The sequence below is a fragment of the Legionella sp. PC997 genome (assembly GCF_014109825.1).
Taxonomy (GTDB): Bacteria; Pseudomonadota; Gammaproteobacteria; order Legionellales; family Legionellaceae; genus Legionella.
This window is the reverse complement of the sequence record NZ_CP059576.1, coordinates 1,027,321-1,053,559: the sequence shown is the minus strand read 5'-3', so window position 1 is coordinate 1,053,559 and position 26,239 is coordinate 1,027,321. Positions and strand designations below refer to the sequence as shown.

The window sequence follows — 26,239 nt, the reverse complement described above, 5'->3', positions numbered from 1 at the left end:
ATTTCACTAAAGTATAGTATTTTTTATTCTGTACGATCTAATTGTGATCAACTAAGTAAGGATTTTTCAATTGAATAACAGGATTTAATCGAGTAATTGGAAGCGAGTAAGTGTCAGTGGCGTACGTTTTTAGGGAGGTAATTCATTACACAGTAGCTTAAAAATTTTGCATTGGTAATCTCAAGATCCCGAAAATAGGTTATTTCTTTTAAATAAAAATCAAACGTCTCTTGAATTGCTTCAAAATAACCTTTGATAACTACTGAATAACGCATTTTCTCGGTGTAATGCATTTCAAGTAATTTAGAATACAAAAAAGTGACTTCATAAGCACATTGTGCATGTGCCATTAAAGCAATATCAAAACAATTCGCTTCAAGTAATTTAACTTTTAGCTTATTTATATGCGCAAGTATCTGAGAAATGTAGAAATTTATTTTTTCTATTTTTTCTTTGTAAACATCTCCTAGTACGTCAGGAATGGAATGAACCATATCTCGTAAGAAATTTAAATCTGCAATGTAATTTCCTAACACATTACTTTTCTTCATTTCTATAAATCTGGCTTGCCATTCCACTAAATGCATCACAATACGCTTATAGGCAATTAGGTCCTTTTCTTTCGCATGCTGTTCTGTAGGAAATGGGTTGCTGGTTTTTATATGCTCAATTTGACCCATCACCATAAAACATGCATTTTTTATATCTTCAAAAGTTAATGATTCAAAATCACTTGTTTCAATTTTTTCGCTTATAGTATCAATAACTTTTACTACATCTTGAGATAACATTGCTATTCCAAAATTTCAACAGCACCTAAATTTGAGTATAGTTCAATATTTAAACAAATAGGGTATTTGGAGAAGTACTTATATTTAAATAAGCCTTAATTGAGAAGCGCGGTTACCCGCGCTACAACTTATTAAATAACTAGAGTTACTGATTCGAGTACTGTTTCATGATTATCAAGAGATAAAGGTGATAGAGGCACCTTAGATTTGGAAGGCACTTGGAGAGTTCCTTTCACTGCTTGTTTTGATTTAACCGCCATTAATTCTTTTTCAAATTCCACCAGCTGTGCCATATCTGTAATTCGCAGCGCATAAACCCTTTCTTTGCTCCCTTCCTCGACAATTTTCTCATTCAAAAATGCAACTTGTTGTTTCAACGATTCAGCTTGCTCTTCTAATTGTTGTCGTAATTGGTCAAGTTGCCCCGCTAAGGCATTCTGTTTTTTTTCAATATCCGGACGGAATGCATCCTTTAAATTTCTCATCGGTCTTTTTCTTAATTCGTTAAACTCTCGCCGCAAATCATCCATAGTTTCGGGTGTAAATACATAGCTCCACATGTAGGCAGAAATATTGCCCCATAAACTTTTAGGCTCTCTTCCTTCCATAATCCGTTCATGCAAGTCCCGGAATCCGATCTTTAACATTATATCTTGAATTTGTTCTATTTCTTCTTCTTCTAAATCAGGAAAATTAAATTTTTTAATCAATTCTCTGTCATGAAAATGTTTACGAACGGGTTCAGGGAAGGAATCTAAATTTTCAGGTATCTGCTCTGTTACCAATTCTTTTAAACTAAAAAGTTCATTGACCTGATGCTGAAACTGCTCGGGAAACTTAGCCACACTTGTCTTATTTCTTGATTCCCATTTAAGTAGAGGTACTTGTTCTTTTATCAATTGGTTCAAAGCGCTCAGTCTATCTTTTATTGCAATTAAACGTTCTTCCAAACAATCTCGTTGCTCCTTTAAATGCTGAGTTGGTGAATTATAATGAGTAAAATGTCGCAGTAATGGATGTGAACCAGTGCCTTCAATCACTAAATCAAAATAATGAGTAGAGCCATTATCCCCTTCCTTGAGTTTAACATTGTCAACCTTAAAGCCATTTAGTCCATTAAGTTTTTCATGAAGGTTTTCAGCTTTACATCTTAGATACTTACTTGTATTCAGTAGTTCTTTATGTTCCTGACTTAACGATTCACAAAGATGTCGCACCTCTGCGCGTAATCGAGCTACAGGTCCCTGTAATTTAGAATTTTTCCTTGTGAGTTCGTTCATTTTATTCGAGAGAACATGATACATTTCATGAAAAGCATATATCGAATTGCTTTCTGCTCGGACTGCATTTAATGAATCCTTAATTGCAACCCAATCCCTATTTTTCTGTAAACCTTTTTCCGTCTCTTCCAGGGCTTGGATCGCAGAATTAAATTTTCTTTTCGTTATTGCGCAAATCGATTCTTCTTTACAATCCTGTATGAAATCAGCATCTAATTTATTTCGTTTTGAACCAATAACTGTTAGTCCATCAAGAGTTTTCAAAGTTTCTTTAATTAGGGTACGTGTATTCTTGTGCCCTAAAGGAAATATCCATAAATTTTCAAGTTGCGATTCATGTTCTGCCAATACTTGGTACAAATTTCTGATTGCACTTTGTTGGGCACTAAGTTTTTCAGCTCCCTTTAATAAGTCGGCATCTGCTAACCTATGTGCCGCACTCAATATATCTTTAGCTGCGTCAGTTACAGCGGTACGTTCGAGCCAGTATCCTAGGCCCCGGTATTTTTCATTAGCCCAGGAAAGACTTGTTTGCAATTCATCAACAAGTTCTGCGAGTACTCCATCAATATACACTGCTTTTAAATCTTTCAGCTCGCTTGGTTCCTCAAGGCCCGTTTCTTGATATACACGCAACAACTCTTGAATTACAGGTTGCATGGCGTACTTTTCACTAAATCGTTCTTCAGGCAAGTCTTTAGTGGCATAATCCAATAAAAAAACAACGAGATTATCTAGATTTTTTACATTCATCACTTGCTGAACCAATATGGATCGTACGATGTTCTTTAAATGAGGATTATTTTCTATAATCCCGCTAATATCTTTCGCTAATAATTTCACTTGGTTTTTAGCAAACGCTTCCCGGTAGCTTTCTACATCACCGTCGGTAAATCGTAACATCGCTCCGTTTATATCTAATCCGGACTCTACATAACGGCACGATTTTTTCTTCTTGGCAAACATTTCTTTCTTGCCTATGCGCGCAGCCAATCGATTAAATTTTAATTGCTCAGTTAAAGATACCTGATCCAGATACTGACAGCGCAATGCATTCACTGAACCTTCTGTTAAAAAGCCCTGCGCTTTTTCTTTGAGAAGCACACGATGCTGCTCCCAAATAGAACGTACCGCAATTTCGTAGGTGGCTATTGAGTGCTCTAATGCGTTCGTATGTAACTTCTTATTTTCGGTACGACGTATATATGGATTAGGGTATTTTTTTCGTGGATCAGAGTTTTCTAAGCATTGATCCCAATGCTCTCTCAAAGAACGAATCAAATCTTCTCGTTGGACTACTAACTCGGCATCTAGTGTTCGCCATTCGGACTTTGGATAAACAAGATGTAAAAACTCTTTCCAGTCTTGGAATTGTTGCAAAACAACTTGTTGTAGGTCGGTTACTTTTTGCTTGTAATGATTGGTCACTGCAATTTCTTCATTTTGTTGGCGTTGCAGTTCTGCCAAAGAAAGAAGTAGTTCTTTCCGTTCACTTTGGGTCCTATAGAATCCAGATTCAAGAACGAAGGCGTCTTGTTTTTCAGTAAGTACCACATAGGTAGCTGGCTTGCCCTCGCCACCAACACAGCGAGTGATTCGTTTTGCTGCTCGTAGATCTAAAGAGGTGTGAATCGCTAAAAATCCCTTTGGATGCGGAGTTATAAAATCAGCGCTTTGTGCCAGTGTAGCCATAGTAATCGTTATTGTATTTGGTTTTCCTGACTGCTCATTCATCCATTTTTTTCGTTCTGCCACTGATTCAGTACCAGTAAATGCTGCAATATGGCTTTTACGAAATTGGTTTTTTAGTTTTTCTTCAAGAAATTTTACTTCATTAACATCGTTCGCGAATAGGACGATCGGTTGCCCTGCTTGTGCTTGCTTAATCGCGGTTTTTACAGCACTTAGGTGAGCTGTTTTATTTGCAATAGATTTTGTAGTCAGTTCCTCACGTTTGTTTCTTACATGTGATGGAATGGTGCATGCGATATCTATATCGAATTTATTACATTGTTCCACTAATCTCTCTTTTCGATTTAAAGTGTTCGAGAGACTTAAAATGCGTCCTTGTTTTTTATAGTGCTCAATGCATTCCCTGGTTGATACATAATCTACACAGTGGAGCTCAGGTTCAATAACGAACTCCCAGTCCGGATATTTCTTTTGCAAACGGGCATGCAGAAATTGATGTGTCACAAAAGTTAAATCATTTTGAGAGGTTTTTTGATTTAAGGGAATAGCAACATGCCGTGCTGTTTTAGAAGGAGGAATAATAAAATCTTCCCCTTCAATGAAACGTTGTGCCTCTATAGCGGCATTAATCCATAGGCTAAATTTCTTATCCGGTAACGAGTTTAACTGTTTTTTATGCAAACCTGTAGGCGCATGCCTGTCTAGGAACTCTCTTAACTGGATTATATCTCGATCTTCGCTCCAGCCTTTTTCGAGAGTTTTAAATCGTTTTTGATTAATGAATTCATTAATTAAAGGATAAACCCAGGTATAAGAGCTGCTCTCATCCTCACCTTCGTACTTAAGAGCGAGATGAAACAAAGTCTTTTCGTCTAATTCTGAGAAATCAGAACCAAGAAGGATTAAATTACTCGATACAGGATGACCATCCTTATTACGTGTCATGTCTTCATTTTCGGTTTTGGCACGAGAGCGATATGAAGCCAGATCCCCTATAGTAGAATAATTTATTCCACCCACTTGATAAGTTCCTTTGGGGGAACTCACTCCCACACATCTAGAAGGGATCCCTAGGGAAACAAAAAAATCTTCATCCTGTTGATAACTCTGAATCATCAAATCACGGTTTGGGGCACAGACATCAACAGACCCACCATCGGCCTCAACCCATTGCATTACAGAAAACAATGCAGTGGCTATCCTGCTTTCATCGGTATTGAGTTCCATCAGCATATTGCTGTTCCGATTTTTTATTGCCATTAAAATAGCAATCAGCTGGGTGGTATCAACAAAAACTCCTGTAGCTCGAGAGTACTGTTCACGTAATACAGCAAGCAATCTCAATTGAGCTTTTAATTTCTCATGAGCATCCAAAGGGGATGTTCTAAGTACAGAAATCAGAGTATCGGACAATTCACGTAAGTCTGAGCGACTTACTAGGGTCAAATCCTCGTAGACTGTTATTTGATAAGTTGATGGATCATTTCCTACAGCTAAAGTTAAAGGTTTTTCTCTTCCTATTGAATTAATATAAATTACTTGTTGTGCTAAATCATATTGCTCCTGATCACTTAACTCAGTTCCTTCAACAATATTTTTAATATTGGTAATCACTTTGGCAACGCGCGAAGTATCAAATTGTTCATTAAGAACTTGGTTGGTGTCTTTTAAAATAATATTAAATGCATTTTTTTGCGGTACCCGGGCAGATTTAGGATCCTTATCAAAGGCCTCAGCATAAGCACAAAGATCTTTAACATATCCATGTAATACATCGATAAATGATTCCAGATCTGGATAAGGAGGATAATCGAATAATTGCGATAGCTCCGAAAGATTTAGTGAATTTAACTCAAGTCCTGATTGAACTTCCAACAAGCGATGAAGATTTGCATCCGGTGTCTGCTCACCCAATATAATTAATATTTTGGCCCAATTACTTAAATCAGAATCATCTGTACGTTCTAACGTACAGAGTAAATTGTAATAACGTGTTAACTCATCTTTAGCGCACGTATTACATGATTTCATTAATAAAGTAAGTAAAGGGACCAGTGAGACCACCTCGGCTTTCGACTGAATAACCGATACTGTTTTATTAATAACTTTTTTTAGTAAACCTTCATTAAGACTCGGACCTGCTTTCTTTATTCCATTGATTAACGCATCAAACAAATCTTCAGACTGCTGTTTATCCACACCTGCTAAACATTTCAATCCCATCAAGTTTTTTAATGGGAATAAGGATTTCTGAGTTAAATTATGGCTGAATGAACCACGCAATAGAAGTTCGAATGCCTCTTCCCCAAGAATTTCGCGGTGTTTTGTTAGATAAGCAACCTCGCTTAAGGCATTTTGTAGCTGGCGTGTTGAGTATTCCGGTGTTTCTTTTAATATTTTGCATATAATTGCTAAGGGAGATGACACTGAACCCGTTTTTTCTTGATTTAAAGCATCCAGTAAATTAGTGATCTGAGCCACTGTTTGCGAATTTTTTTCAAATACTGTGGACTTAATGAGATCGGTTAGTAAGGAAATAGAACGGTGAAATTCAATGTTGCTTCGGTTTTTAATACGAATTAAGGAATTAATTAATCCATTCACTGCCTTTAATTGTTCTTCCAATTTCAACAGTGCTTCGTCAGTAGGTAGTTCAGGGTCTAAATCGTCAATTTGCTTCAATAGAAAACTGTCAAACTCTTTATTTGATGTTTGTAATGTATTTATAGCGGTTCTTAAACTGGCTTGGCAACCGGCCTCTATTTTGGGTTTCAAAACTGACATGAAGGATTTCTGTATAAAAAATGCAGTACCCAAAACCTCATCCATTTGTTTTTTTTCTTCTGGAAATCCAGATAAAGTCCATAAAAACCACTTACTGCTTAATAAATTCTTTGCGTCTTGTTCTTCCTCAGCCAAAACCTCGAAAACTCTTTGAGCATTAACAGGACGTTGTCTCAAATACCACCGTACAACTTGATGAGAACCTATCCAGGATTCCAAATATCCGTTTAATTTTTCGGGAAAATTTTCAAACCTCTCTTGGAGTTGCCAATCATCATAAGTTTGTTCGAGTATGCTAAAAAGATTAATTACTGGTTCGCTAACATTATCCTTTCCTATTTTTACCTCAGGCAATTTAGAACAAACCATTGTTCGAAGTACCTTATTTTGCGCTTCAACTTGAGGTAAACCCTCTAATTTCTCTGCTTCCTTAATCACTGAATTTACAATTTCTATCAATTGGGCAACAGAAGGCAAGCGATAAGATGCTTCTATGTTGATATCGATGAGAATTTCTAATAGTTGTCCTCTAAGCTTGGCAGGCAAGAGGTGCATAGCTTCTGCCAAGGTCTTTATTTTTACTTCAAACTCACTATCGTCTTCGTCATATTGTGATGCATTAGATACTTCATCGTTCAAAAAAGAGAGAAGTGTCACAAACGGAGATAATGACTCAGGTTGGTCATGAAAAAGCTCAGATAAAAAAGTATCTAATTTAGAAGGAGGAACTAAATGTTGAAGCAACGAAGAAAAAGGAAATTTCTGAATGGGTACGGTTTGAGTTTCTTCTATACCCAAACGCCGTTCGTAATTGCTGAAGATGGATGAAGCTGCTTTACCATATTTCATCCCGAGATTCAAAGCAAGAATACATGCTGTATTAAAATCACGCTGTGCTTGTTCTGATTGTGCGACGTTCGATTTTTGGGTGAGTATCAGGAAATCAATAAGCCTTACCAATTCCTCAGCAGTAGGCATTAACTCCCAACTGATATTCCCTAGAGCAGTTAAAAAAACAGAAAGGACCATTGATACCTGGTCTTTGTGCTCCTCAAAGTGATTGGCTATTGCCGAAAATTTGTTAAGCAAACTTTTAAAGTGGGGATAAGGGTTTTCTGTTTGAGTACATGCCTTCTGCCCCGTTGTCATTAACGCAGCGATATTGAGTAATAATACTTTATTCTGGGTACTCCACTTTCGATCGTTACTAATTTCACGCTCAATCTTTTGATATACATCCAGACTAAATGCCCACTCCTGCGTGCCAATGAAACGATAGAATTGAGTTACAGCCACTTCATAGGGAAGATCTTTTTGACTAAACCAAACGCTCAGATCTTTAGGCAATGTTGGGGTTGAATAATCAAGGTCTTCTTCACCGATATCGGCTATTAAATTCATCTGCCTTGATACTAGTTTATAATCGTTATAACGACTGGCATGATAGGCACCTTTTAGATCTAACCGATCTAAACAAGTCAATTGCTCTTCTGGATCACTACTGTTATTTATTATGAACAGTAGATGATTTAAGGCAGGCTTCATAAGATCAATGTTTTCTAATGTAGAGGAGAAAGGTAAGGTCAGTTCATTCTTCTCCAGCTCTTTCAGAAAATAATCATAGGCTTCAAATAAATCGTTAAATTCAGTACGAGCACCTGTTGCTTTATGTTTAGAAACTAAAGTAGTCCACCATATGTGCTGTTCAGGGCTTAATTCACTCAACTTTTTAAGATTTGCCAAGCCTTGGCGTGACATTAGAGCAAGATAGTCTTCGGGTTTATCAAGAAATAGCTTATTAAAGTCTTTCAACAATTCCTTATCGTGTAATTCCTTAAGATGGTGCAATAACAGGAAAACACCATCCGTTCCAGTATGAATAAACACTTGAGCTAGACCTTTATAATTAAGGTCAGATAAAGGTATTGTCTGGAGTAATCTTTCTATTTTCTTCAATTGGGGTGCATTAGTTCCTGTCACCTCAGACAAGAAGATAAGAAAAGCTTCTTGGAGTTGTTCGGGCGAACTACTCTCATTCAATAAATTATTGAACTCTTTCCTATAATGAGCCTTAGCTTCCAAATCTTTTTTCAAGAAACTGAATTGGCGATAAGAACCAACAACAGTCCGTGGATTTTCTGGCGCAAAGTCAGGAACTTGCGCCAAAGGACCTTGTTCTGGGTGTTGATAAGGTTCATCATTATTTTTACGCTTACGTAGCGTCGCTTTTTGGTATTGATGGGCTTCATGTTGAACCGGAATTTGATATTGGAGCTGTAAACCCATACTGGGACTTTTTATACCCTCGATCCAATTTTTTTTCGCTTTTCGTATTTTATTGGTATGCGGATCAAAAAAATTTGCTGCGTTAGAGAGCTCCGCTACTTGTTGTTGGAACTCGAGAGAAAATCTTTGTCGTTTACTAAACAAATAAGCATTATCAAAAGCAAGTTGATATCGGGTCTCTGGTGGTTTAATTTCAAATTTGTAAAGTCTCGTACGTTCTGGTTTTGAAACGAAATCAACCCATTTATTGAATTCTTCTTGGTTAAATGCATCACACGTCACAGATAAAGTGACTTCGCCAGAAACCAACTTATCTTGCTCGTAGGTCTTTTCTAAATAGGCAGTAAAATTCTCGATATTATTAAAGCTATATTCGCCTACAGTGATTCTCATGAAACCATGTCCCCCAAATAATAAATACAAAGACTTTATTATCCAAATAGTGCGCAAATATATCACATTTTTAATGAATAAAATACGGAAAAAGAGAGTACTTACTTAGATAGATGATTAAAAAACATCCAAAACAGCATTCAAAAGCTGCTTGGTATAAGCTTCTTTAGGGGATTTAAAAAGTGATTCACAACTCCCAAACTCGACGCCCACTCCATTCTTCATAACCAACACTTCATCGGCGATATAGGAAACCACTCCCATATTATGCGTGATAAATAGATAGGATATGCCTGTTTCTTGCTGTAACTCTTTTAATAAATTAAGGATTTGGGCCTGCACAGAAACATCCAAAGCGCTGGTTGGTTCGTCACAAATTAAGAGTTCTGGTCCAGTAGCTAGAGCGCGAGCGATACAGATTCTTTGTCGTTGCCCTCCGGAAAATTGATGGGGATAACGATGTAAGCTGCTGCTTGGCAAATTCACCTGATTCAGTAGTTCTTTTTGTCTTGCGCTGATTACTGACCGCTTCATCCCTTGGGCATGCATGCCTTCGGCGATTATTTCACCTACTGTCATGCGCGGGTTCATGGAAGAAAAAGGATCCTGAAAAATAATCTGTACTTTTTTTCGATATTCTCTTAAGGAGCGCCCTTTTAATGCGCGCACATCCTGTTGTTTAAAGTGTATTTCGCCGCCACAAATGGGGAGTAATCGTAACAATGCACGACTTGCAGTGGTTTTTCCACATCCTGACTCCCCCACTAAAGCTAATGTTTTTCCTTGCAATAAACGAAATGAGAGACCATCCACTGCTTTAAATAAAACTCTATGACGACTGAATAGGCCTTTTTTCTGAATAAAACTTACGCATAAATCATTGACTGTTAGTATGGATTTTGTCTCTGTAGTTCCAACATCCCAAATAATTTTGTTTTTTTGTAATGGCGGTAACTCTTCGAGGTCAGGATAGAGATGACATCGTACCAATCGGCCCTGTTGTTTTTGTAATTGCGGCTCCTCTACCGGACAGCGTTCGAAAGCATAAATACAACGAGGATGAAAACGACAACCTGTAGGCATTTCATCTAAAGCAGGCACCAAGCCACGAATTACTGACAAACGTTCCTCGCGTTTTGCTAAAGAAGGTATAGAAGCCAGTAACTGTTGTACATAAGGATGTTGTTTCACTCGCGAAAAAAAATCTTCTACCGAGGATTGCGCTACCACTTGTCCTGCATACATCACACAGACGCGTGATGCCATGGCTTTCACTACTCCTAGATCATGAGTAATCAACAATAAACTCATTTCATGATTTTTTTGGATTTTTTTTAATAAAGCAAGAATTTGCGCTTGAATTGTAACGTCCAAAGCGGTGGTTGGTTCATCAGCAATTAAAATATCGGGTTTACAAGCCAATGCCATGGCAATAACAACACGCTGTTTCTGTCCACCGGATAATTGATGGGGGTATTGGTGAATTTTAATTTCTGGTTGAGGCATTTCCACTTCATAAAGCAAAGATAATAATGCATCTTGCAATTCTTGGTTCTTAAATGAGTTGCATTTTACTAAGGCCTCGGTTAACTGTTCTCCTATGGTCATTACTGGATTAAGTGCAGTCATTGGCTCTTGGAAAATCATAGCCATTTTGCGACCTCTTAATTGACGCATCATGTGTTCTGGTAAATCCAAAATGTCTTGCCCATCCACATGGATTACACTATCAACGCCATAAACACCGGATTTAGGTAACAAGCGCATTAACGCTAAAGAAGTGAGGGATTTGCCACACCCGGATTCACCCAATAAAACTAGGGTTTCACCAGGATATAAATTAAAGCTGACTTCATCCAAAGCAGGCACCGTTTGATGGTGTTGTTGAAAAGCTACAGATAGTTGATGAATTGCAGCACTGTTTTTTTGCATAGGTCTTCTATTTAGCTCCTGGCCTGGTCATAGCATCACCGCATTAGTTTGAGGATTCTTTGTCATTCGAAGGCAGAATTAACTCTTCGATTGGCATGATGTCTTGTTTAGAAATGGATTCCGCTTTAGCGGGAAAGACAGTTTTTCCTCAACTTAGTGGTAGTTAATCAAAGATACGCCCAGGCAATCCTCTTTACTCTCCCAGATTAAGACTCGCCAAATCCAGGCCTCCATAACAACTCTTGGTTTCTCCCGCTTGCAGAACAGGGGATCTTTATAATAGATTTACAAAGGAACTATTCGTCTTTCGCCTACTGTATCATAATATATGGTAAAATAAACCTAACTTTTATTTGAGAAATACCCATGTCAGAAAACTATACTGCCCAAGCAATTGAAGTCCTAAGTGGACTGGAACCTGTTCAACGACGCCCCGGCATGTATACCGATACGACGCGTCCAAACCACTTAGCTCAAGAAGTGATTGATAACAGTGTGGATGAAGTACTGGCTGGTTTTGCAACTCATATCCGAGTAACACTTCATGAAGATGGTTCTATTGAAGTGGAAGATGATGGGCGGGGCATGCCTGTGGATTTACATCCACAGTTAGGGTTAAGTGGTGTCGAAGTCATTATGACTCGATTACATGCCGGCGGTAAATTTTCTGATAAAAATTACAGTTTTTCAGGTGGATTACATGGAGTGGGTGTTTCCGTGGTAAATGCTCTTTCTGACCGTCTTGATGTGACCATAAAACGTAATGGAATTGTGTACCAAATGTCTTTTGCCAATGGCGATAAACTATGCGAGTTAAATGAAACAGGTCTCACTAAAAAAAGAGACACCGGTACAATTATCCGTTTTTGGCCAAACCCAAAGTATTTTGATACAACTCGTATCTCCGTAAAACACTTAACCCATGTGTTGCGTGCTAAAGCCGTACTCTGTACGGGTTTGTCTATGACTTTTATTAATAAGGCAACTAATGAAGAAATGCATTGGTGCTTTGAACAAGGTCTTATTGATTATTTAAATCAGTCATTGCCTGATGGAGATTTTTTACCTGAAGAACCCTTCATAGGTGAATTCAAAAGTGATGAAGCAACGGTGGACTGGGCCTTGGTTTGGTCGAATGGCTCAATTAGTGGTTTTAGTGAAAGTTATGTAAATTTAATTCCAACCATTCAAGGTGGAACCCACGTTAATGGTCTACGCTCCGGATTATTTGATGCTATGGCAGAATTTTGTGAGCTAAGAAATTTACTTCCAAGAGGAATAAAGCTTACAGCAGATGACCTGTGGGAGCCCTGCCAGTATGTATTATCGGTTAAAATGAAAGAGCCACAATTTGCAGGTCAAACCAAAGAACGCCTAAGTTCCCGTCAAATTTCTGCTTTTGTTAGTAATGTCGTTAAAGACGCTTTTGCACTATGGCTCAATCAACATCGGAACCAAGGTGAAGCAATCGCCTCTTTGGCCATCGATCGCGCACAAAAACGTTTAAGACAAGCAAAACAAGTAGCACGTAAACGAGTGAGTCAGGGTCCCGCCCTTCCAGGTAAGTTAGCGGATTGTTTGCTTACTGATCTCAGCCAAGCTGAATTATTTTTAGTGGAAGGTGATTCCGCGGGCGGTTCAGCAAAACAAGCCCGAAATAAAGATTTCCAAGCAATTTTACCGTTACGCGGAAAAATTCTTAATTCATGGGAGGTTGATTCATCCCAAGTTTTAGCATCTCAGGAAATTCATGATATTTCTGTTGCTATAGGAGTGGATCCTGGCTCTTCTGATCTAAGCGGGCTTCGTTACGGTAAATTATGTATTCTCGCAGATGCAGATTCAGATGGAGCCCATATTGCTACTTTAATTTGCGCTTTATTTTTACGCCACTTTAAACCCTTAGTCCAAGCTGGGCATGTGTTCGTTGCAATGCCCCCACTTTATCGAATCGATGCAGGTAAAGATGTTTATTATGCACTGGATGATGAAGAAAAAACTCGGATTCTCAACCACCTGACACAAACATCTCGCGCCAAACCGAATGTCCAACGGTTTAAAGGTTTGGGTGAAATGAATCCCATCCAACTACGTGAAACGACGATGGATCCCAATACCCGACGCTTGGTTCAACTCACTATGGACGATGAGGAAGGAGCTGAAGCCATTATGGATATGATGTTAAATAAAAAAAGGGCAGGCGATAGAAAGGTTTGGTTAGAAACTAAAGGAAACTTAGCTGAAGTTTAATGTTTGTTGAATTTTACCTTCATTTCCACCTATGGAACTGGGATTTCTCAACCTGCCTAATTTTTAATTCCTGGTTCCGCTACCATTTTAACAATGGGATAATATTAGAATAATCATCAGTCCATAAAAATTGTTTATCAGAGGTAAAAAACTGCCAATTCGTTTCTTTCACCATTTGGAAAGCCAAATGGTCATTCGCCGTCAACAAAGCCCACTCCGAATCAAATTGATTCAATGCCAAAGCACCTTTATTATGGACATAAAGCACCCTCAGCTGTAAAAGCTTTCCTGCAGCATTAATTACCGGTAATAATTGCAAATGTCGATTACTTAAATGAATCAATATGCCACCGTCTTTTGTAATTTTCTGTTGGTATAACTTAAAGGCTTCAAGAGTCAATAAATGTATCGGGATTGCATCTGAATTAAAAGCATCGACAATCACTAAATTTTGGGAATGTGCAGGTAATTGCTCCAATGCTAATCGTCCGTCGTTTTTTATGATGGTTACACCTGAACAATCGCGTAAGTATGTAAATAATTTAGGATTTTTTGCAACATTAATGACTTGCTCATCAATTTCAATCACTTTGATCCTATCCTCTTTTCGAAATTGACAGAGCATTGTACCAATGCCTAAACCAATAATTGTAACTGTTAACGAGCTGTTTTGTTGTTGCATGGCAACCACGACGGGGTTAATTGCTCCATAATAAGTACTCATCCCCTTCGGTTTTTCTCCTAAAACTTGCAGTCCATGCACAGTAGACTGACTCACTAAGACATGTGTACCTTGTTTATCGATCACTTTTTTTATCCCATAAAAATTACGAGCCTGTATTAACATTGTTTCAGTTTGGGAAAAGGGTAAGAAAATAAATCCAAATAAAATCAATAAAGATACAATCAAACTGCTTTTACTTTTTTGCCAGACAACGATAATAATTAATGCCAAAAGAGCACATATTTGAAAAGATGAAAAACCTCCAGGCCAATGAATACCAGAGAGGCAGTAATGAAGCAACAAAATAATCAGAACGGCTATAGGAACCCACCAACCATTTTTCTTGGGCAATTGTGGTAAAGCAAATAAGCTTAATAAAATTGCTAAAGGATATTCATAAATTCCATTGAACCAATGTGGCGCCAAAATTCCATTAAATACTCCGGCTAAAACACCCCCCAGGGCCAAACAAAAATAAAATAATGTTAGCAATTGAGGCTTAGGCCTATCTAAAAATAACTGGCGATGACAAAGTAGGGACAAAATGAAAAAATTCAATAAATGAAAGAAGATACTTTGCCAAATATTTATTTGCCCCGCATTTAAAATAAATCCAATAATGGGAAAAATAAGGAAAAAAATACTATTTCGTACAATCCACGGGAACGAAATCAAAGGTTTATTCGTAAATGCAAGGACAAAAGTAAGTAGATATAGAGCCAAGGGGAGCACCCAAAACAAAGGAGTTGCGGCAATATCCGTAGTAATATATAGAGTGACGCCAAGCATTAAACTGCACGGAACAAAACTTAAAAAAATCCAATTCAACAAGCTTTGCCAAGGCCATAAGGTAAAGAAATTATTTTGTTTTTTTAGTGATTGATAACGATTAGCATAAAGAATAAAGAACAATAGAACCACATAAATTCCATAACCAATACTCCATAAATAAAATTGATTTTTTAATCCAATAAAACGTTCTATAGCCCAGGGATAAAGAATTAAAGATAGGAGACTTCCTAGGTTAGACGCAGCATATAGAAAATAGGGATCGGCCGCATTCCTTTCTTGGGTTTGACTGTAGGCAAATTGTAATAATGGAGCTGAAGCACCAATAATGAGTAAAGGTAACCCCAGTTGGGTTAACAAATTCGATAAAATACTCCATTCAGGAGACTTATCAATAATCAAAGGCCGGAATACAAGAGGCAAAGCTATAAAACTCAAAAGAATAAGAAAACTATGGATCGCACGCCATATTATAGGTTTATTAAATAGCCCCAGAACAACAGCATATCCATAGGCGAACAGCAGCAACATCTGAAAAAAAAGCATACAAATGGTCCAGACAGCCGGTGTTCCTCCATAAACAGGCAACAAAGATTTAGCGACCATGGGTTGAATACTAAATAACAGAATGGCACTTAAGAATAAGCTAATGGAGAATAAAAAACGCACCAAGCATCCTTGACTCAAGAACTTTCATAAAGAACATTGTAAGGTTACATAAATTGTTATTCAACTTATCCTGTTTTAGATATTGTTACCCTTAAAAGCGGGAAGGAAACAGATATTGGGTAATAAATCATTTCCTTGCGAAAATCAGGTGACATTTCCTGGTCTGGAAAAACCGAGCCCCACTTCGTTTCACTTAAGCCGCGATTTTTAATTACGGTTTATTCATTTCCTGAGAGATGATTCGCCAATACGTGTAAAATCCTTTTCACCAAAAATTGCTGATCCAAATTGATAATATTTAAATTCCAGCAAATTATTGCTGGGATCTTTCAAGAAAAAAGATTGATGTTCAATTCGTGTACCTTTAAAACGTGTTTTCAATGGAATCTCAAAAGAAATCTGCTTTTTTTTAAGGTGTTCCACAAAGTCATCAAATTCATATCGCTCCAGAAAAATTAAACCAAAATGTCTTGGATAGATGCTATCTTGTGGAGGAAGAATAGTGTCAATTTTATGGGCTACAATTTGGTGGTTGCCAAACTCAAAAATCAATGCATGCTCGGATTCACGCCCTAATGAAAACCCTAATTGGTGATGATAAAACTGTTTCGCCAAGTTGAGGTCATGCACTGGAAACGCAAGATGAAATAAAGTGTTCATCATACTCCTTATAATGGGTATTCAAAAAAGAATAACAAAGCTAATTTATGCTTAAGAGATAAAATTTATATTAATTAACAAATAAGTGTGTAAAAATATTACCCTATTTAATCCAATTTCAACATAAAATGCATTTGAACTCTATTTTTGATTACATAATTCACGTTGATGTATATTTAAATACCATAGTATCAACTTATGGATTTTGGACCTATTTGCTTTTATTTGCGGTGATTTTCTGTGAGACTGGACTTATAGTAACACCTTTTCTACCTGGAGATTCCTTGCTTTTTGCGGCGGGAAGTATTGCAGCCCAAGCCGGAAATCCATTGAATATAGCGATATTATTTTTCCTACTTTTCCTTGCTTCGGTTTTAGGAAACCAACTCAATTTTATGATTGGACGTTTACTAGGACCACGAATTTTTGCTGCGGATAAATCCTGGTTACTTAATAAAAAACACTTACAAGAAACTCATGAGTTTTATGAAAAACATGGAGGTAAAACTATCATTTTTGCCCGTTTCCTCCCCATCATACGTACTTTTGCACCTTTTGTAGCGGGCATAGGTTCGATGAGAGTTCTTCATTTCACCCTTTACAATTTAGTGAGTGGTTTTACATGGATCCTGAGCCTATTAAGCTTAGGTTATTTCCTAGGATCAATTCCCATCATAAAAGAAAATTTCTCGATAGTAATTTACAGTATTATTTTTATTTCTTTATTACCACCTATTCTCACTTTATTGAATCGAAAGCGAGCTTTGGGCAAATAAAAAGTAACCTGGATCCCCATTCAGGTTACCATAATCAATTATATTGATAACCTACATCAGGAATCAAAAACTCTTGAAAGGCCGCCAACAGATTAGAATAATTTTTAGAAACCTCTTTTAGAGTGATCTTGTAGTTTAACAGATTAGTTAATAATTCATGTAAGAGCATAGTCCTAAATGAGTGAGGATGAGTTCTACCGTTTTTACTATCACTTAGATAATGAATGAGCATTGTTTTTGCTTGAGCAAGGGACATCTCAGAAAAAAACTCACCCCCAGCCTTAGAAAACTCATAATCAAACTTACAAAATTCACCATTAAATTTCCGAGCTCTTCTCCTCCCGGAACTTCCATGTCTATGAAACAATGAAAACACAATCCCATCACTGTAAGAACAATAGTCCAGCACCGATCTATTTACTATACGGACTAACTGAACCAATTCTTTTTGTTCCGCTTTTGAGGTTTTCAATTCTAAAGGTATTGCTTCGGGTTGACTAAACAGATTATGTTGAGCGGAAAACTGCTGGGATTTATTCGGTTTTTTGTTATGTTTTTTTACAACATTCATGCGCAGCGGCAGAGTTTTCTCTTGATCATCCGCTTTCTTTTTCTGCCAATCCTCTTCTAGACCCTCTAATGTCATGAAATCGGTTTCTCTCTCAGTGTGTTTTTTGGGATGAGCTCCCAAATCCAGAGCGTTTATTTTTTTGCTACTTAAACCGAACGAAGTGCTTCCTAAAGAATCCTTAGCTTGAGTTGAGGGCTTTGATGATTTAATCATTGTTACTTTTGTAGTCCAATGAGTATTATTCTGATTATTTAGCGTAAGTGTATGTCGATTGGGCATGTCTTGGTAGTCATATCTCTGCCTCCCATTTTCCAGAGTATGTAGATTCACTTCAAATGCATTCGCTAAATAATCCAGCTCCAAATGAGTTGCCCACACAGAATCCTCAGTGATGTTTTGTAATGCTTGAATTATAGGAGAATTTAATTTTGGTTCGGTTTCTGATGTTATCGTCTCTGGAGCGACCTCTTCACCATAAATCAATGAGATAAATAATGGTACCAATACTAAAGCTTCATGTTCCGCCACAATGGTGGATTCATTAATTTTTGCTAACGCTTTTTTAATAGGGGTGGATGAAAGAAATTGGTTGAAACGTGGATCTAAATGAGTCCCATGATACATTTCAGCAAATTTCCTATAAGTACTTATTGCTACCAATGCCTTATATTCATCATTTTTTTCTGCATGTATGCATGCCCAACGTAATTCCTTGATCTGTAAATTATAGGTAAGTAATCTTAACGCTCTTTGCAATACATCGAGTAATTTATTATCGGGTTTGTCCAAATCGAATTTAAATATGGCATTATAATAATCCCTTATAGAAGGATCTAATTTAACCCATTTTTCAAATGTTATTCCATTACCTTCTTGTTGAATAATGTTAATTAAGCCAATTGCGAAAGCATAATACCCACAATTACCTTTAGCAGGGTTATCGATTATCCGTTCTTGCAACTCTATAGTAAGGTTCTCCTCGGGACTGGGATTAGCCTTGGGTTGTTCCTTGCTAATTACAGTTTTACTCATAGACATTGATTTTTGCTCCCCCCGATTTCACATCTAGGAATACAAGATGTTCACATATTATGCTACGAGAGCGATCAACTCGCAATAGGAAGTATTCTGTTTTGGAAATAAGTAGGCTACTCTACAATGAGCAATTGCGAAAGCATGCCCTTTTGAATCCAACCCTTTAAATAAGAAGCGGCTTTCATACCCACTTCTTCAGGTGGGATCCATTGACATAACCCTTCACAAAGAGCACCGAAAGAAAGTCCTTTTGATAAACCATCCAAAGCCCAAGTTTCTTCTTGAGATAAACTATAGAATTGAATCTTATATTCTGGTGCACGCCAGATGACCCATGCTGTGCATTCTGAACTGTGCTGTAATTCAGGAAGATCCCTATCATGAACTAGAGACTGCCAAAGAGGAATTATATTCCATGAGTAATTAGTTTTTTGTAGGGATGGATGAAGTTTAAATTGTAGATTTGCCCACGCTTCAGGAGGGATAACAGCCATATCCTCAACCCGTACAATTTCTTCATCAGCCGCATCAAATGCCCAGTTCATTTTCCATTCAAAATCAGCAAGCTCTGCTAAATAGGGATATTGTGAGTAATTGTGTTTAATGAATTCAGATAATCCATCACCATACCAACGAATAGATCGATAAGGTGAAGGATGGGCATCTATATAATAAGTGGCTAGCGTATTAAATTCTTCAGTTCCTAAATAAGCATACAAAGCAGGGAAATTAATACTTAAACTTTCAATGAGTCGAAGTTTGTACGCATCACGATAAATGTCTAACCGAGTATTTACCGAAACAGATTCAGTTTCCACAATAGAATCATGAATGTCTGCCTGACCTGACAAGAGAAATTTTTGAAATTGTTCTTCTAATTGTAAAAGTCCACTCATGCTGGCACCTCTTCGAGCACGATTGATTCAGCAATTCGCCTTGCATGATTGATTTCCGCAAGCAATTCTCCAAAAGGAGGCATGTTATCATCTCGTTCAATCATCGACGATATTGGCCCCAAGCGCTGTAATGTAGCAGCATAAAGATCCCATACGGGTTGAATTACTGGTGCATCATGCGTATCAATAATGTAATTACCATGATTTGAATGACCAGCTAAATGTATTTGAGCAACTCGTTCGGGAGGCATCGCACAAATGTAATCCATAGGGTTAAACTGATGATTCACAGAACTAACATAAATATTATTTACGTCTAATAATATATAACAATCTGCTTGTTTTACAATTTCCAGAATAAATTCCCACTCGTACATCTCAGATTGTTTGTAGGTTAGATAGCTGGAAACGTTTTCAATTAAAATGGACCGTCCTAGAAAATCTTGTACTTGTTGAATTCGCGATACAATATGGTTTACCGCTTCACGTGTATAGGGAATAGGCAACAAATCATGGGCATTAATTCCGTTAACTCCTGTCCAGCATAGATGATCGGAAATCCATTCCGGTTCGATTCGGGTTGCAAGTTCCTTTAATTGTTTTAAATAGTGTTTATCTAACGGATCCGCACTTCCTATGGAGAGAGAAACACCATGCATTACAACAGGATAGTGGGCGCGAATTTGGTCAAGATAATAAAGTGGTTTTCCACCAGGAACCATGTAATTTTCAGTGAGTATCTCAAACCAATCTAAATTAGGTTTTTGCTCCAAGATTACTTCATAATAGTCGGGTCGTAATCCAAGTCCAAACCCTAAGAAAGGCATTTTCTTAGGCACTGTATATTTAAGGCTATCCATAGGTAAAATCCGAGGGAAGAGGAAACTAGGCATGCATTGCATGCCTGAGTAATGCGAAACTCAATTGAAATTATTGAACAACAGTACCACCAGCTTTTTGGCAGTCTTCTTTAGTCATTTCAGCCATTCCCTTGCCTTTGCAAGCATTTTGGCCTTTACAAGCATTGTCTGCAGTTTTGCAAGCGCCTTGTCCTTTGCAAGTGTTTCCACCTTGGCATTTTACCATACCAGCAGAAGCATCATCAGCTGCAAAAGCAGGAGCAATAGCGAACATTGAAGCAGCCCCAATTGCTAAAGCAACGCCTGTTAATTGTAATTTGTTCATTTACTTAATTCCTTTTAGATTAGTTAAATAAGCTATAGGCAAAATATAATTTAGCCACTTGCATTTTAAGAACTTACATTAATTTTTGTCAAGTTCAGCATTGAAAAATAATGGTTTTCATTAAATTGCAATGTTCAATGCAGCACAGGCTTTATCATAAATTTCAATCATGTCCTTCATATCAGTACGCGTAAAAGGATGTAAATCAACAAATTCCCTGATTGCTGTTATCTGACGCATGATCGCAGCACGTTGCTTATCGCTGCGCAAGTGAGGAGCAATGCGGGTAAAATTTTGCAGCATTCGGATTAGAATTGCTGGATTTTTTCCACCTGACTCTCGTATCATATCAAAAGCTGCACCCACTAGATGAGAAAATGTTACAGGCATTTCAATGAGTCGAGTACGGCCTGCTCCATCTTGCCAGGATTCTCCAGTTTCAGGCAGATCAACTAAAACACTAATATTGTTAGTAAGCCAATCCACACACGCAATCCCGGTAAAAGTATCATTAATTGCATCGCCCAATGCACGAATACCAATTTCAACAATCTGTGCCATAGCAAATTCAGGATCTTGTGGTAATGTACGATTCGGACCGATGCGCAAAGTCTCATGGATGGTTTTTATTAAAATAGGACCTTTTTCATTTGGAATAATATCAGCTAAAGTTGTTTCCGTAATAACAAAATGACCTGGACGAACTTTTAAAATAATTACCGCATCTTCCCGGGTTGCCGCTTTGATTAACTTGCTGTAATTAATTGACTGCAAATAGCCTGGGTTACTCGCAAGAACCGAATAACTCTCATTCAAAGAGCGTTTACGTAATACCTCAGGGTGCTCCTCTGGCGCGATATTCGCACTTTCTTTGGTTCGCGCCTTCCGCAATGCGACATAATTAGTAATTACTCGAGTCAAATCTTCATCAACTTTAGCAATTAAATTTCCTGTTTGGATCTCTTTACGGATATTTTGGCTAAAGGTAATTAATGCTGCAAATGAGAGGATCATCATTAACACGGCAGTTAATGTAGTCAAGTGAGGTACAAATTCGTGCCCATCCTGATATCGCACTACAACCAAGGTAAATAAACTAAAAAGAAAAGTAGAGGAGAATAAGCCTATTGTTCCTTGTCCATTTTGCTCAATAATAAATCGACGTAGAAGACGTGGACCAAACTGAGTTGAAGCCATGGATAAAACCAGAAGTACGACAGAAAAAACAAGTCCTAGAACAGTACTCACTGCACCAATAATAGCAACAAGCATCACTCTGGCATCATCAACATCACCTATTGATAACCAGCTTGGGTATTTGATATACCCTTTATGAGATTGAACATCAAGAAAAATGGTCAGTGCAAATAAGGCACAAGCGAGCAGACAGATGCCCAGAACTGCGATACGCAAATCCGTTCCAGATCTCGCATCGGCATCAAACTCACTGTAATTATGAGACACGATTCCTTTCTCCTGTTTTCCCTGATAAAAGAATTCTAAACTTCAATTAAAGATTATTATTTAAAGCCTCCATCCTTGCAATTAAAAACATGTCTATAATAAGAATAATTAAAGGACTATTAATAATAAAATATGAATCAACCTCTGTTCACACCCAAAGAAATTTTTGAATTTATTAAGCACTATGAACCTTTTAGTTTCCTGAGCGAAGCATGTCTTTCAAAACTTTCCCGAGTTTTGGAAATAGAATCTCGAACTGCTGATTCCCTTTTAATTCAAAAAGGGGAAAACACGAATGATCTTTACATTTTAATAAAAGGCCGTCTCTACTATCAGATCACGGATACAGAAGGTAATGTGACGTTCCAAGGCGAGTTACAGGAAGGAGCCATCATCGGGGAAATGGCTCTTTTATCTGATTTGCCCCGCTCGGCCAATGTTTATACATTACGCGACAGCATCATTTTAAAATTATCGAAGGAAAATTTTTTAAAACTATGTAGACGATATCCTGAGCTGCTCAATAAGATAACCCAATTTACCATAAAACGATTAACCAATTCGTTACAGGGAATTCACGCTACCACCTCACGTAATAAATCCATAGCTTTAATCCCCATAAGACCAATAAAAGATCTAGAATTTCTATTGCAAGAAATGATTTTTCGTTTTTCTTACGGCGAAAAAATACTTTTATTAACCAGTAGTTGCCTAGAGAAAAGACAAGGTCTCTTGGATGACAATGGGAATATGAGTAATGAAGGAATTTTATTAATTAACCAACTTGAAAAGGAGTATTCTTTTATTTTTTATCTAGCTGACGAATCGATAACCAATTGGACTAAATTTTGTGTCCGTCAAGCTGATTCGCTCGCTTATTTAGCCCTTGCAGAAGAACATAATGCTGACTTATCCGAAGTAGAAGATTATGTATTAAATATGCAACATAATTTTATTAAACGGAATGTATTAGTGCTTCTCCATCAAACTGCAAATGCCCCCCAAAATACAAAAAGCTGGTTAGAAAAACGCGTCGTCAATGGTCATTTTCATGTCCGAAGCAATACAGATGAAGGAATTTCCCGCCTAATGCGAATTTTTACTGACAATACCATTTCCTTAGTCCTCAGTGGAGGTGGAGCGCGAGGACTTGCGCACATAGGTGTTTATCGCTTATTAGAAGAGCGAGGAATACCCGTGGACTACATCGCGGGAACAAGCATGGGGGCCATGCTCGCCGCTGTTTTAGCAAAGGGATATTCTTCTAGCGAGCTTTTAAAATTTGTTGAAGAATATTTAATCAAAGGAGCTAAGATCGATTTTACCTTCCCGTATATTGCCATTGCCACAGGCAGAAGAGCCACAGACAGCTTAATAGAACTCTATGGCGAGGACAGTCAAATCGAAGATTTATGGCTTAACTACTTTTGTGTCTCAACAGACTTAATCAGCAAAAATTTATATATTCATGATCGAGGGCGATTGTGGGAATCGATTCGTTCGAGTATATCTCTACCCTTTATTTATCCGCCCGTATCATTTAATGACAAGTTGCTTATTGATGGCGGTGTATTAAATAATATACCCATCGATATCATGAGACAGTATTCACATAGTAGTAAGATTATTGCCTCCAATGTAAATAATAATAACTTCTTCAAATTAACTCCTATACCGTACTCACTTTCAGGCTGGAAGTTGCTTTACAATAAATTTATGGGAAAAGAGTCCATATTGCCTATTAATTTAGGTGAGTTGGTGTTGCGATTATTAACCATCAGCTCCCATCAAAATACTGCTAAAATGATGGCCATGGCAGATTATGGGATTACTTTAAAACTAGACCAATACGGTATTTTGGATTTTAAAAAATACAACGAAATTACTGAAGAAGGATATGAACAAGCAAAAGCCCAGCTTACGGCTCAAAATCTTGCAGAGCTATTAAACAGCAACTTTCAATCTCCTGCTAGTAATGCGATAGTTTAATCTGTGAATGCGGGCTATTTTTTTGTCTTACGTGCCATAACCTGATCAAAGATAGTTCTTTTTTCTGGAGACAAAGACTCTCTCCTTAAAGCCATCATTTCTTCAAGAGAACCTTGGATACAATCTGGAGTAAGACGATCGAGAATCAAAAAGCCATTTAAATGATCAATCTCATGCTGCAAAACTCGAGCATAAAATCCTTCTTCTATACTCTGATGAAACTGGCCTGATTCATCATAATAGCTCAGCATGATTTTCTCATAGCGCGGGACCTTTCCGGATTTACTAGAAACAGAATAACATCCTTCAAAATCGTGATGCATTACAGAATCTGACGCGGGCTCATAGCTTGGATTAATCATTATATGCATAGGATAAAATTTATTAACATTATCTCTTAATAAAGTTGCCTCTTCTGGAATGTATACCGCAATGATTCTTCTCGGAAAGTTAACTTGGGGAGCTGCTAAACCCACCCCACCTAGTTCATATAATTTACTTTTCATAGCAGCAATTAACTCTTTGTCTGCTTGACTTAATGGAAACAAAACCTCATGGGCCTTATTCTTTAGCACCTGACGGTATTCAGGTTGCTCCACAGTTACTATATCCATAGTCATACTCGTTGAATTCCCAATTAAGAAAAAAAATAGCATAATGCCTAAGCATACTCTGTACATCATAATTTAATTTAATTCATTTTCTTTCGTTAATCACAAAATAATTATTAGCTGTTGTTTTTTAGCGCAATCTTATCCCAAAAAAGAGAGTGATTCAAATTAGGAGTTCTTTAATTTTTGTAAATATTCAGCGTATTACCCAGCATAGGAGCTGTGCTAAAATTTCCTCTTTTTCAAGCCTTCTACTTTTATGCTCACTACAAATTCGATATATTTGCGTCAATTAACTCAAGATGATGAGACAAATTTCCTATTGACCATGAAAAAAAGCCGGGATTTCCACTACCCTTTTGTGATCGCCCCCCAAACTCATGAGGAATTCAAAGCCTACCTACACAAATTTCAGAAAGAGGAGCGCCGATGTTTTTTGGCATTAAACCAACAGGAACACATTATCGGTGTCTTCAACATTAATGAAATAATTCAAGGGGTATTTCAAAGTGCCTATATGGGATATTTTGCATCCGTAACTTATGCAGGCCAAGGGTTAATGAGTCAGGCATTAAAACTGGTTTTAAAAGAAATTTTCCTCGAACTAAAACTACACCGGATTGAAGCGAACATTCAACCAACGAATACTGCATCCATCCACTTAGTTACTCAAAATGGTTTTCTGAAAGAAGGGTTCTCGCCAAGATACTTAAAAATTAATGGCGTGTGGTGTGATCATTTTCGTTTTGCTCTCACCTATGAAGATTGGCTAGCCAGTCAATAGCGGTTACCAGACTCTTCCTAATAACTGTCGGTAACCTGTAACGACTTGATCGGCAATTAAAAAATGATTTCGGTCGTAAGTTGTAGTCAAACCAATTACCTGCATCCCAGCGGCTTTAGCTGCTTTTATTCCATGCAAGGTGTCTTCGATGACTAAACAACGTCCTGGGAGAACATTGAGACGTCTTGCTGCTAATAAATAGCCTTCAGGAGAGGGCTTCCCGCTCTGTACATCCTCCGTTGTGACAATTGAATCAAAATAAGTCTGCAATTTACCCTGTCTTACTCTAGAAAGTACTGCCGCTATTTCACTACGGCTGGATCCACTACAAATGGCAATTTTATTTACTTTAGAAGCAACTTTAAAAATAAATTGCTCAAAGTCTACAATTAGGGGTAAAGAGTCGCGGGTGTTAATAATCTGGATGTAAAGCTCAGTTTTTTTCTGAATCAAACGTTTGATTTCTTCATTTGACCTATGAATACCCACATTGTGCAATAGCTTAGGGAACAATTCTTTATCTGCTAGGCCCAAATAATTTTCAACGTACTCAGAATAGCTTATGCTTATTCCTAGTGGCTTAAGAACCTCACAACATGTTTCATAATGAAGAGGTTCACTGTCTAAAATAACCCCGTCAAAATCAAAGATAATTGCATCATACATGGTATCCAAAAT

16 protein-coding genes are annotated in these 26,239 nt (G+C 37.5%); 4 read left to right on the top strand and 12 right to left on the bottom strand.

What is annotated here, in order from left to right; all coding sequences use genetic code 11:
• Window positions 1-113: 113 nt before the first annotated feature.
• From HBNCFIEN_RS04355 to HBNCFIEN_RS04345, 3 genes are all read right to left on the bottom strand, one after another.
• Window positions 114-791: a hypothetical protein gene (locus HBNCFIEN_RS04355; RefSeq protein WP_182392860.1), complete on the bottom strand. Its 678-nt coding sequence runs from the start codon at window positions 789-791 to the stop codon at window positions 114-116.
• A gap of 131 nt (window positions 792-922) precedes the next feature.
• Window positions 923-9,226, bottom strand: a complete 8,304-nt coding sequence (locus tag HBNCFIEN_RS04350) for a hypothetical protein (protein WP_182392859.1) — start codon at window positions 9,224-9,226, stop codon at window positions 923-925.
• Between the two features lie 117 nt (window positions 9,227-9,343).
• On the bottom strand, window positions 9,344-11,158 hold the full coding sequence (locus HBNCFIEN_RS04345; protein ID WP_182392858.1) for an ABC transporter ATP-binding protein: 1,815 nt from the start codon (window positions 11,156-11,158) through the stop codon (window positions 9,344-9,346).
• Window positions 11,159-11,524: 366 nt separating this feature from the next.
• On the opposite strand from HBNCFIEN_RS04345, the gene parE reads away from it, so the two are divergent.
• Complete coding sequence (parE, locus tag HBNCFIEN_RS04340; RefSeq protein ID WP_182392857.1) at window positions 11,525-13,408, top strand: DNA topoisomerase IV subunit B; 1,884 nt, start codon at window positions 11,525-11,527, stop codon at window positions 13,406-13,408.
• Between the two features lie 79 nt (window positions 13,409-13,487).
• Here parE and HBNCFIEN_RS04335 read toward each other — a convergent pair whose 3' ends face one another.
• Window positions 13,488-15,593 carry a fused MFS/spermidine synthase gene (locus HBNCFIEN_RS04335; RefSeq protein WP_182393604.1) on the bottom strand — a complete coding sequence of 702 codons (2,106 nt, stop codon included), beginning with the start codon at window positions 15,591-15,593 and terminating at the stop codon, window positions 13,488-13,490.
• A 219-nt stretch (window positions 15,594-15,812) separates the two neighbouring features.
• Window positions 15,813-16,253 carry a VOC family protein gene (locus tag HBNCFIEN_RS04330; RefSeq protein ID WP_255464343.1) on the bottom strand — a complete coding sequence of 147 codons (441 nt, stop codon included), beginning with the start codon at window positions 16,251-16,253 and terminating at the stop codon, window positions 15,813-15,815.
• A 125-nt stretch (window positions 16,254-16,378) separates the two neighbouring features.
• Between HBNCFIEN_RS04330 and HBNCFIEN_RS04325 the strand changes: the two genes are divergently transcribed.
• The gene (locus HBNCFIEN_RS04325) at window positions 16,379-17,026 is read left to right on the top strand and encodes a DedA family protein (protein WP_182392856.1); all 648 of its coding nucleotides are present in this window, start codon (window positions 16,379-16,381) and stop codon (window positions 17,024-17,026) included.
• 34 nt (window positions 17,027-17,060) lie between these two features.
• On the opposite strand, the gene HBNCFIEN_RS04320 is transcribed toward HBNCFIEN_RS04325, so the two are convergent.
• The 5 genes from HBNCFIEN_RS04320 to HBNCFIEN_RS04300 form a co-directional block, all read right to left on the bottom strand.
• The gene (locus tag HBNCFIEN_RS04320; protein WP_182392855.1) at window positions 17,061-18,635 is read right to left on the bottom strand and encodes a hypothetical protein; all 1,575 of its coding nucleotides are present in this window, start codon (window positions 18,633-18,635) and stop codon (window positions 17,061-17,063) included.
• A 110-nt stretch (window positions 18,636-18,745) separates the two neighbouring features.
• Window positions 18,746-19,528: a DUF2063 domain-containing protein gene (locus HBNCFIEN_RS04315; protein ID WP_182392854.1), complete on the bottom strand. Its 783-nt coding sequence runs from the start codon at window positions 19,526-19,528 to the stop codon at window positions 18,746-18,748.
• Window positions 19,525-20,388, bottom strand: a complete 864-nt coding sequence (locus tag HBNCFIEN_RS04310) for a DUF692 domain-containing protein (RefSeq protein ID WP_182392853.1) — start codon at window positions 20,386-20,388, stop codon at window positions 19,525-19,527. The genes HBNCFIEN_RS04315 and HBNCFIEN_RS04310 overlap by 4 nt, the downstream gene beginning before the upstream one ends.
• A gap of 70 nt (window positions 20,389-20,458) precedes the next feature.
• Window positions 20,459-20,713: a hypothetical protein gene (locus tag HBNCFIEN_RS04305; protein ID WP_182392852.1), complete on the bottom strand. Its 255-nt coding sequence runs from the start codon at window positions 20,711-20,713 to the stop codon at window positions 20,459-20,461.
• Between the two features lie 120 nt (window positions 20,714-20,833).
• Window positions 20,834-22,177: a DUF2254 domain-containing protein gene (locus HBNCFIEN_RS04300; RefSeq protein ID WP_182392851.1), complete on the bottom strand. Its 1,344-nt coding sequence runs from the start codon at window positions 22,175-22,177 to the stop codon at window positions 20,834-20,836.
• Window positions 22,178-22,309: 132 nt separating this feature from the next.
• Between HBNCFIEN_RS04300 and HBNCFIEN_RS04295 the strand changes: the two genes are divergently transcribed.
• Window positions 22,310-24,166 carry a cyclic nucleotide-binding and patatin-like phospholipase domain-containing protein gene (locus HBNCFIEN_RS04295; RefSeq protein ID WP_182392850.1) on the top strand — a complete coding sequence of 619 codons (1,857 nt, stop codon included), beginning with the start codon at window positions 22,310-22,312 and terminating at the stop codon, window positions 24,164-24,166.
• A 14-nt stretch (window positions 24,167-24,180) separates the two neighbouring features.
• On the opposite strand, the gene HBNCFIEN_RS04290 is transcribed toward HBNCFIEN_RS04295, so the two are convergent.
• Window positions 24,181-24,786 (bottom strand): peptide deformylase, encoded by a 606-nt coding sequence (locus HBNCFIEN_RS04290; RefSeq protein ID WP_182392849.1) that lies wholly within the window; start codon window positions 24,784-24,786, stop codon window positions 24,181-24,183.
• Between the two features lie 250 nt (window positions 24,787-25,036).
• Here HBNCFIEN_RS04290 and HBNCFIEN_RS04285 point away from each other — a divergent pair, with 250 nt between their 5' ends.
• The gene (locus HBNCFIEN_RS04285) at window positions 25,037-25,561 is read left to right on the top strand and encodes a GNAT family N-acetyltransferase (RefSeq protein ID WP_182392848.1); all 525 of its coding nucleotides are present in this window, start codon (window positions 25,037-25,039) and stop codon (window positions 25,559-25,561) included.
• A 3-nt stretch (window positions 25,562-25,564) separates the two neighbouring features.
• Here HBNCFIEN_RS04285 and HBNCFIEN_RS04280 read toward each other — a convergent pair whose 3' ends face one another.
• The gene (locus HBNCFIEN_RS04280) at window positions 25,565-26,227 is read right to left on the bottom strand and encodes an HAD family phosphatase (RefSeq protein WP_182393602.1); all 663 of its coding nucleotides are present in this window, start codon (window positions 26,225-26,227) and stop codon (window positions 25,565-25,567) included.
• Window positions 26,228-26,239: the final 12 nt, after the last annotated feature.

Bases quoted from the DNA above. Each gene is read 5' to 3' on its own strand.
- HBNCFIEN_RS04315 (WP_182392854.1), bottom strand. From the start codon at position 19,528: ATGAGTGGACTTTTACAATTAGAAGAACAATTTCAAAAATTTCTCTTG.
- HBNCFIEN_RS04305 (WP_182392852.1), bottom strand. From the start codon at position 20,713: ATGAACAAATTACAATTAACAGGCGTTGCTTTAGCAATTGGGGCTGCT.
- HBNCFIEN_RS04355 (WP_182392860.1), bottom strand. From the start codon at position 791: ATGTTATCTCAAGATGTAGTAAAAGTTATTGATACTATAAGCGAAAAA.
- HBNCFIEN_RS04290 (WP_182392849.1), bottom strand. From the start codon at position 24,786: ATGACTATGGATATAGTAACTGTGGAGCAACCTGAATACCGTCAGGTG.
- HBNCFIEN_RS04285 (WP_182392848.1), top strand. From the start codon at position 25,037: ATGCTCACTACAAATTCGATATATTTGCGTCAATTAACTCAAGATGAT.
- HBNCFIEN_RS04350 (WP_182392859.1), bottom strand. From the start codon at position 9,226: ATGAGAATCACTGTAGGCGAATATAGCTTTAATAATATCGAGAATTTT.
- HBNCFIEN_RS04310 (WP_182392853.1), bottom strand. From the start codon at position 20,388: ATGGATAGCCTTAAATATACAGTGCCTAAGAAAATGCCTTTCTTAGGG.
- HBNCFIEN_RS04280 (WP_182393602.1), bottom strand. From the start codon at position 26,227: ATGTATGATGCAATTATCTTTGATTTTGACGGGGTTATTTTAGACAGT.
- parE (WP_182392857.1), top strand. From the start codon at position 11,525: ATGTCAGAAAACTATACTGCCCAAGCAATTGAAGTCCTAAGTGGACTG.
- HBNCFIEN_RS04330 (WP_255464343.1), bottom strand. From the start codon at position 16,253: ATGATGAACACTTTATTTCATCTTGCGTTTCCAGTGCATGACCTCAAC.
- HBNCFIEN_RS04345 (WP_182392858.1), bottom strand. From the start codon at position 11,158: ATGCAAAAAAACAGTGCTGCAATTCATCAACTATCTGTAGCTTTTCAA.
- HBNCFIEN_RS04295 (WP_182392850.1), top strand. From the start codon at position 22,310: ATGAATCAACCTCTGTTCACACCCAAAGAAATTTTTGAATTTATTAAG.
- HBNCFIEN_RS04325 (WP_182392856.1), top strand. From the start codon at position 16,379: ATGCATTTGAACTCTATTTTTGATTACATAATTCACGTTGATGTATAT.
- HBNCFIEN_RS04320 (WP_182392855.1), bottom strand. From the start codon at position 18,635: ATGTCTATGAGTAAAACTGTAATTAGCAAGGAACAACCCAAGGCTAAT.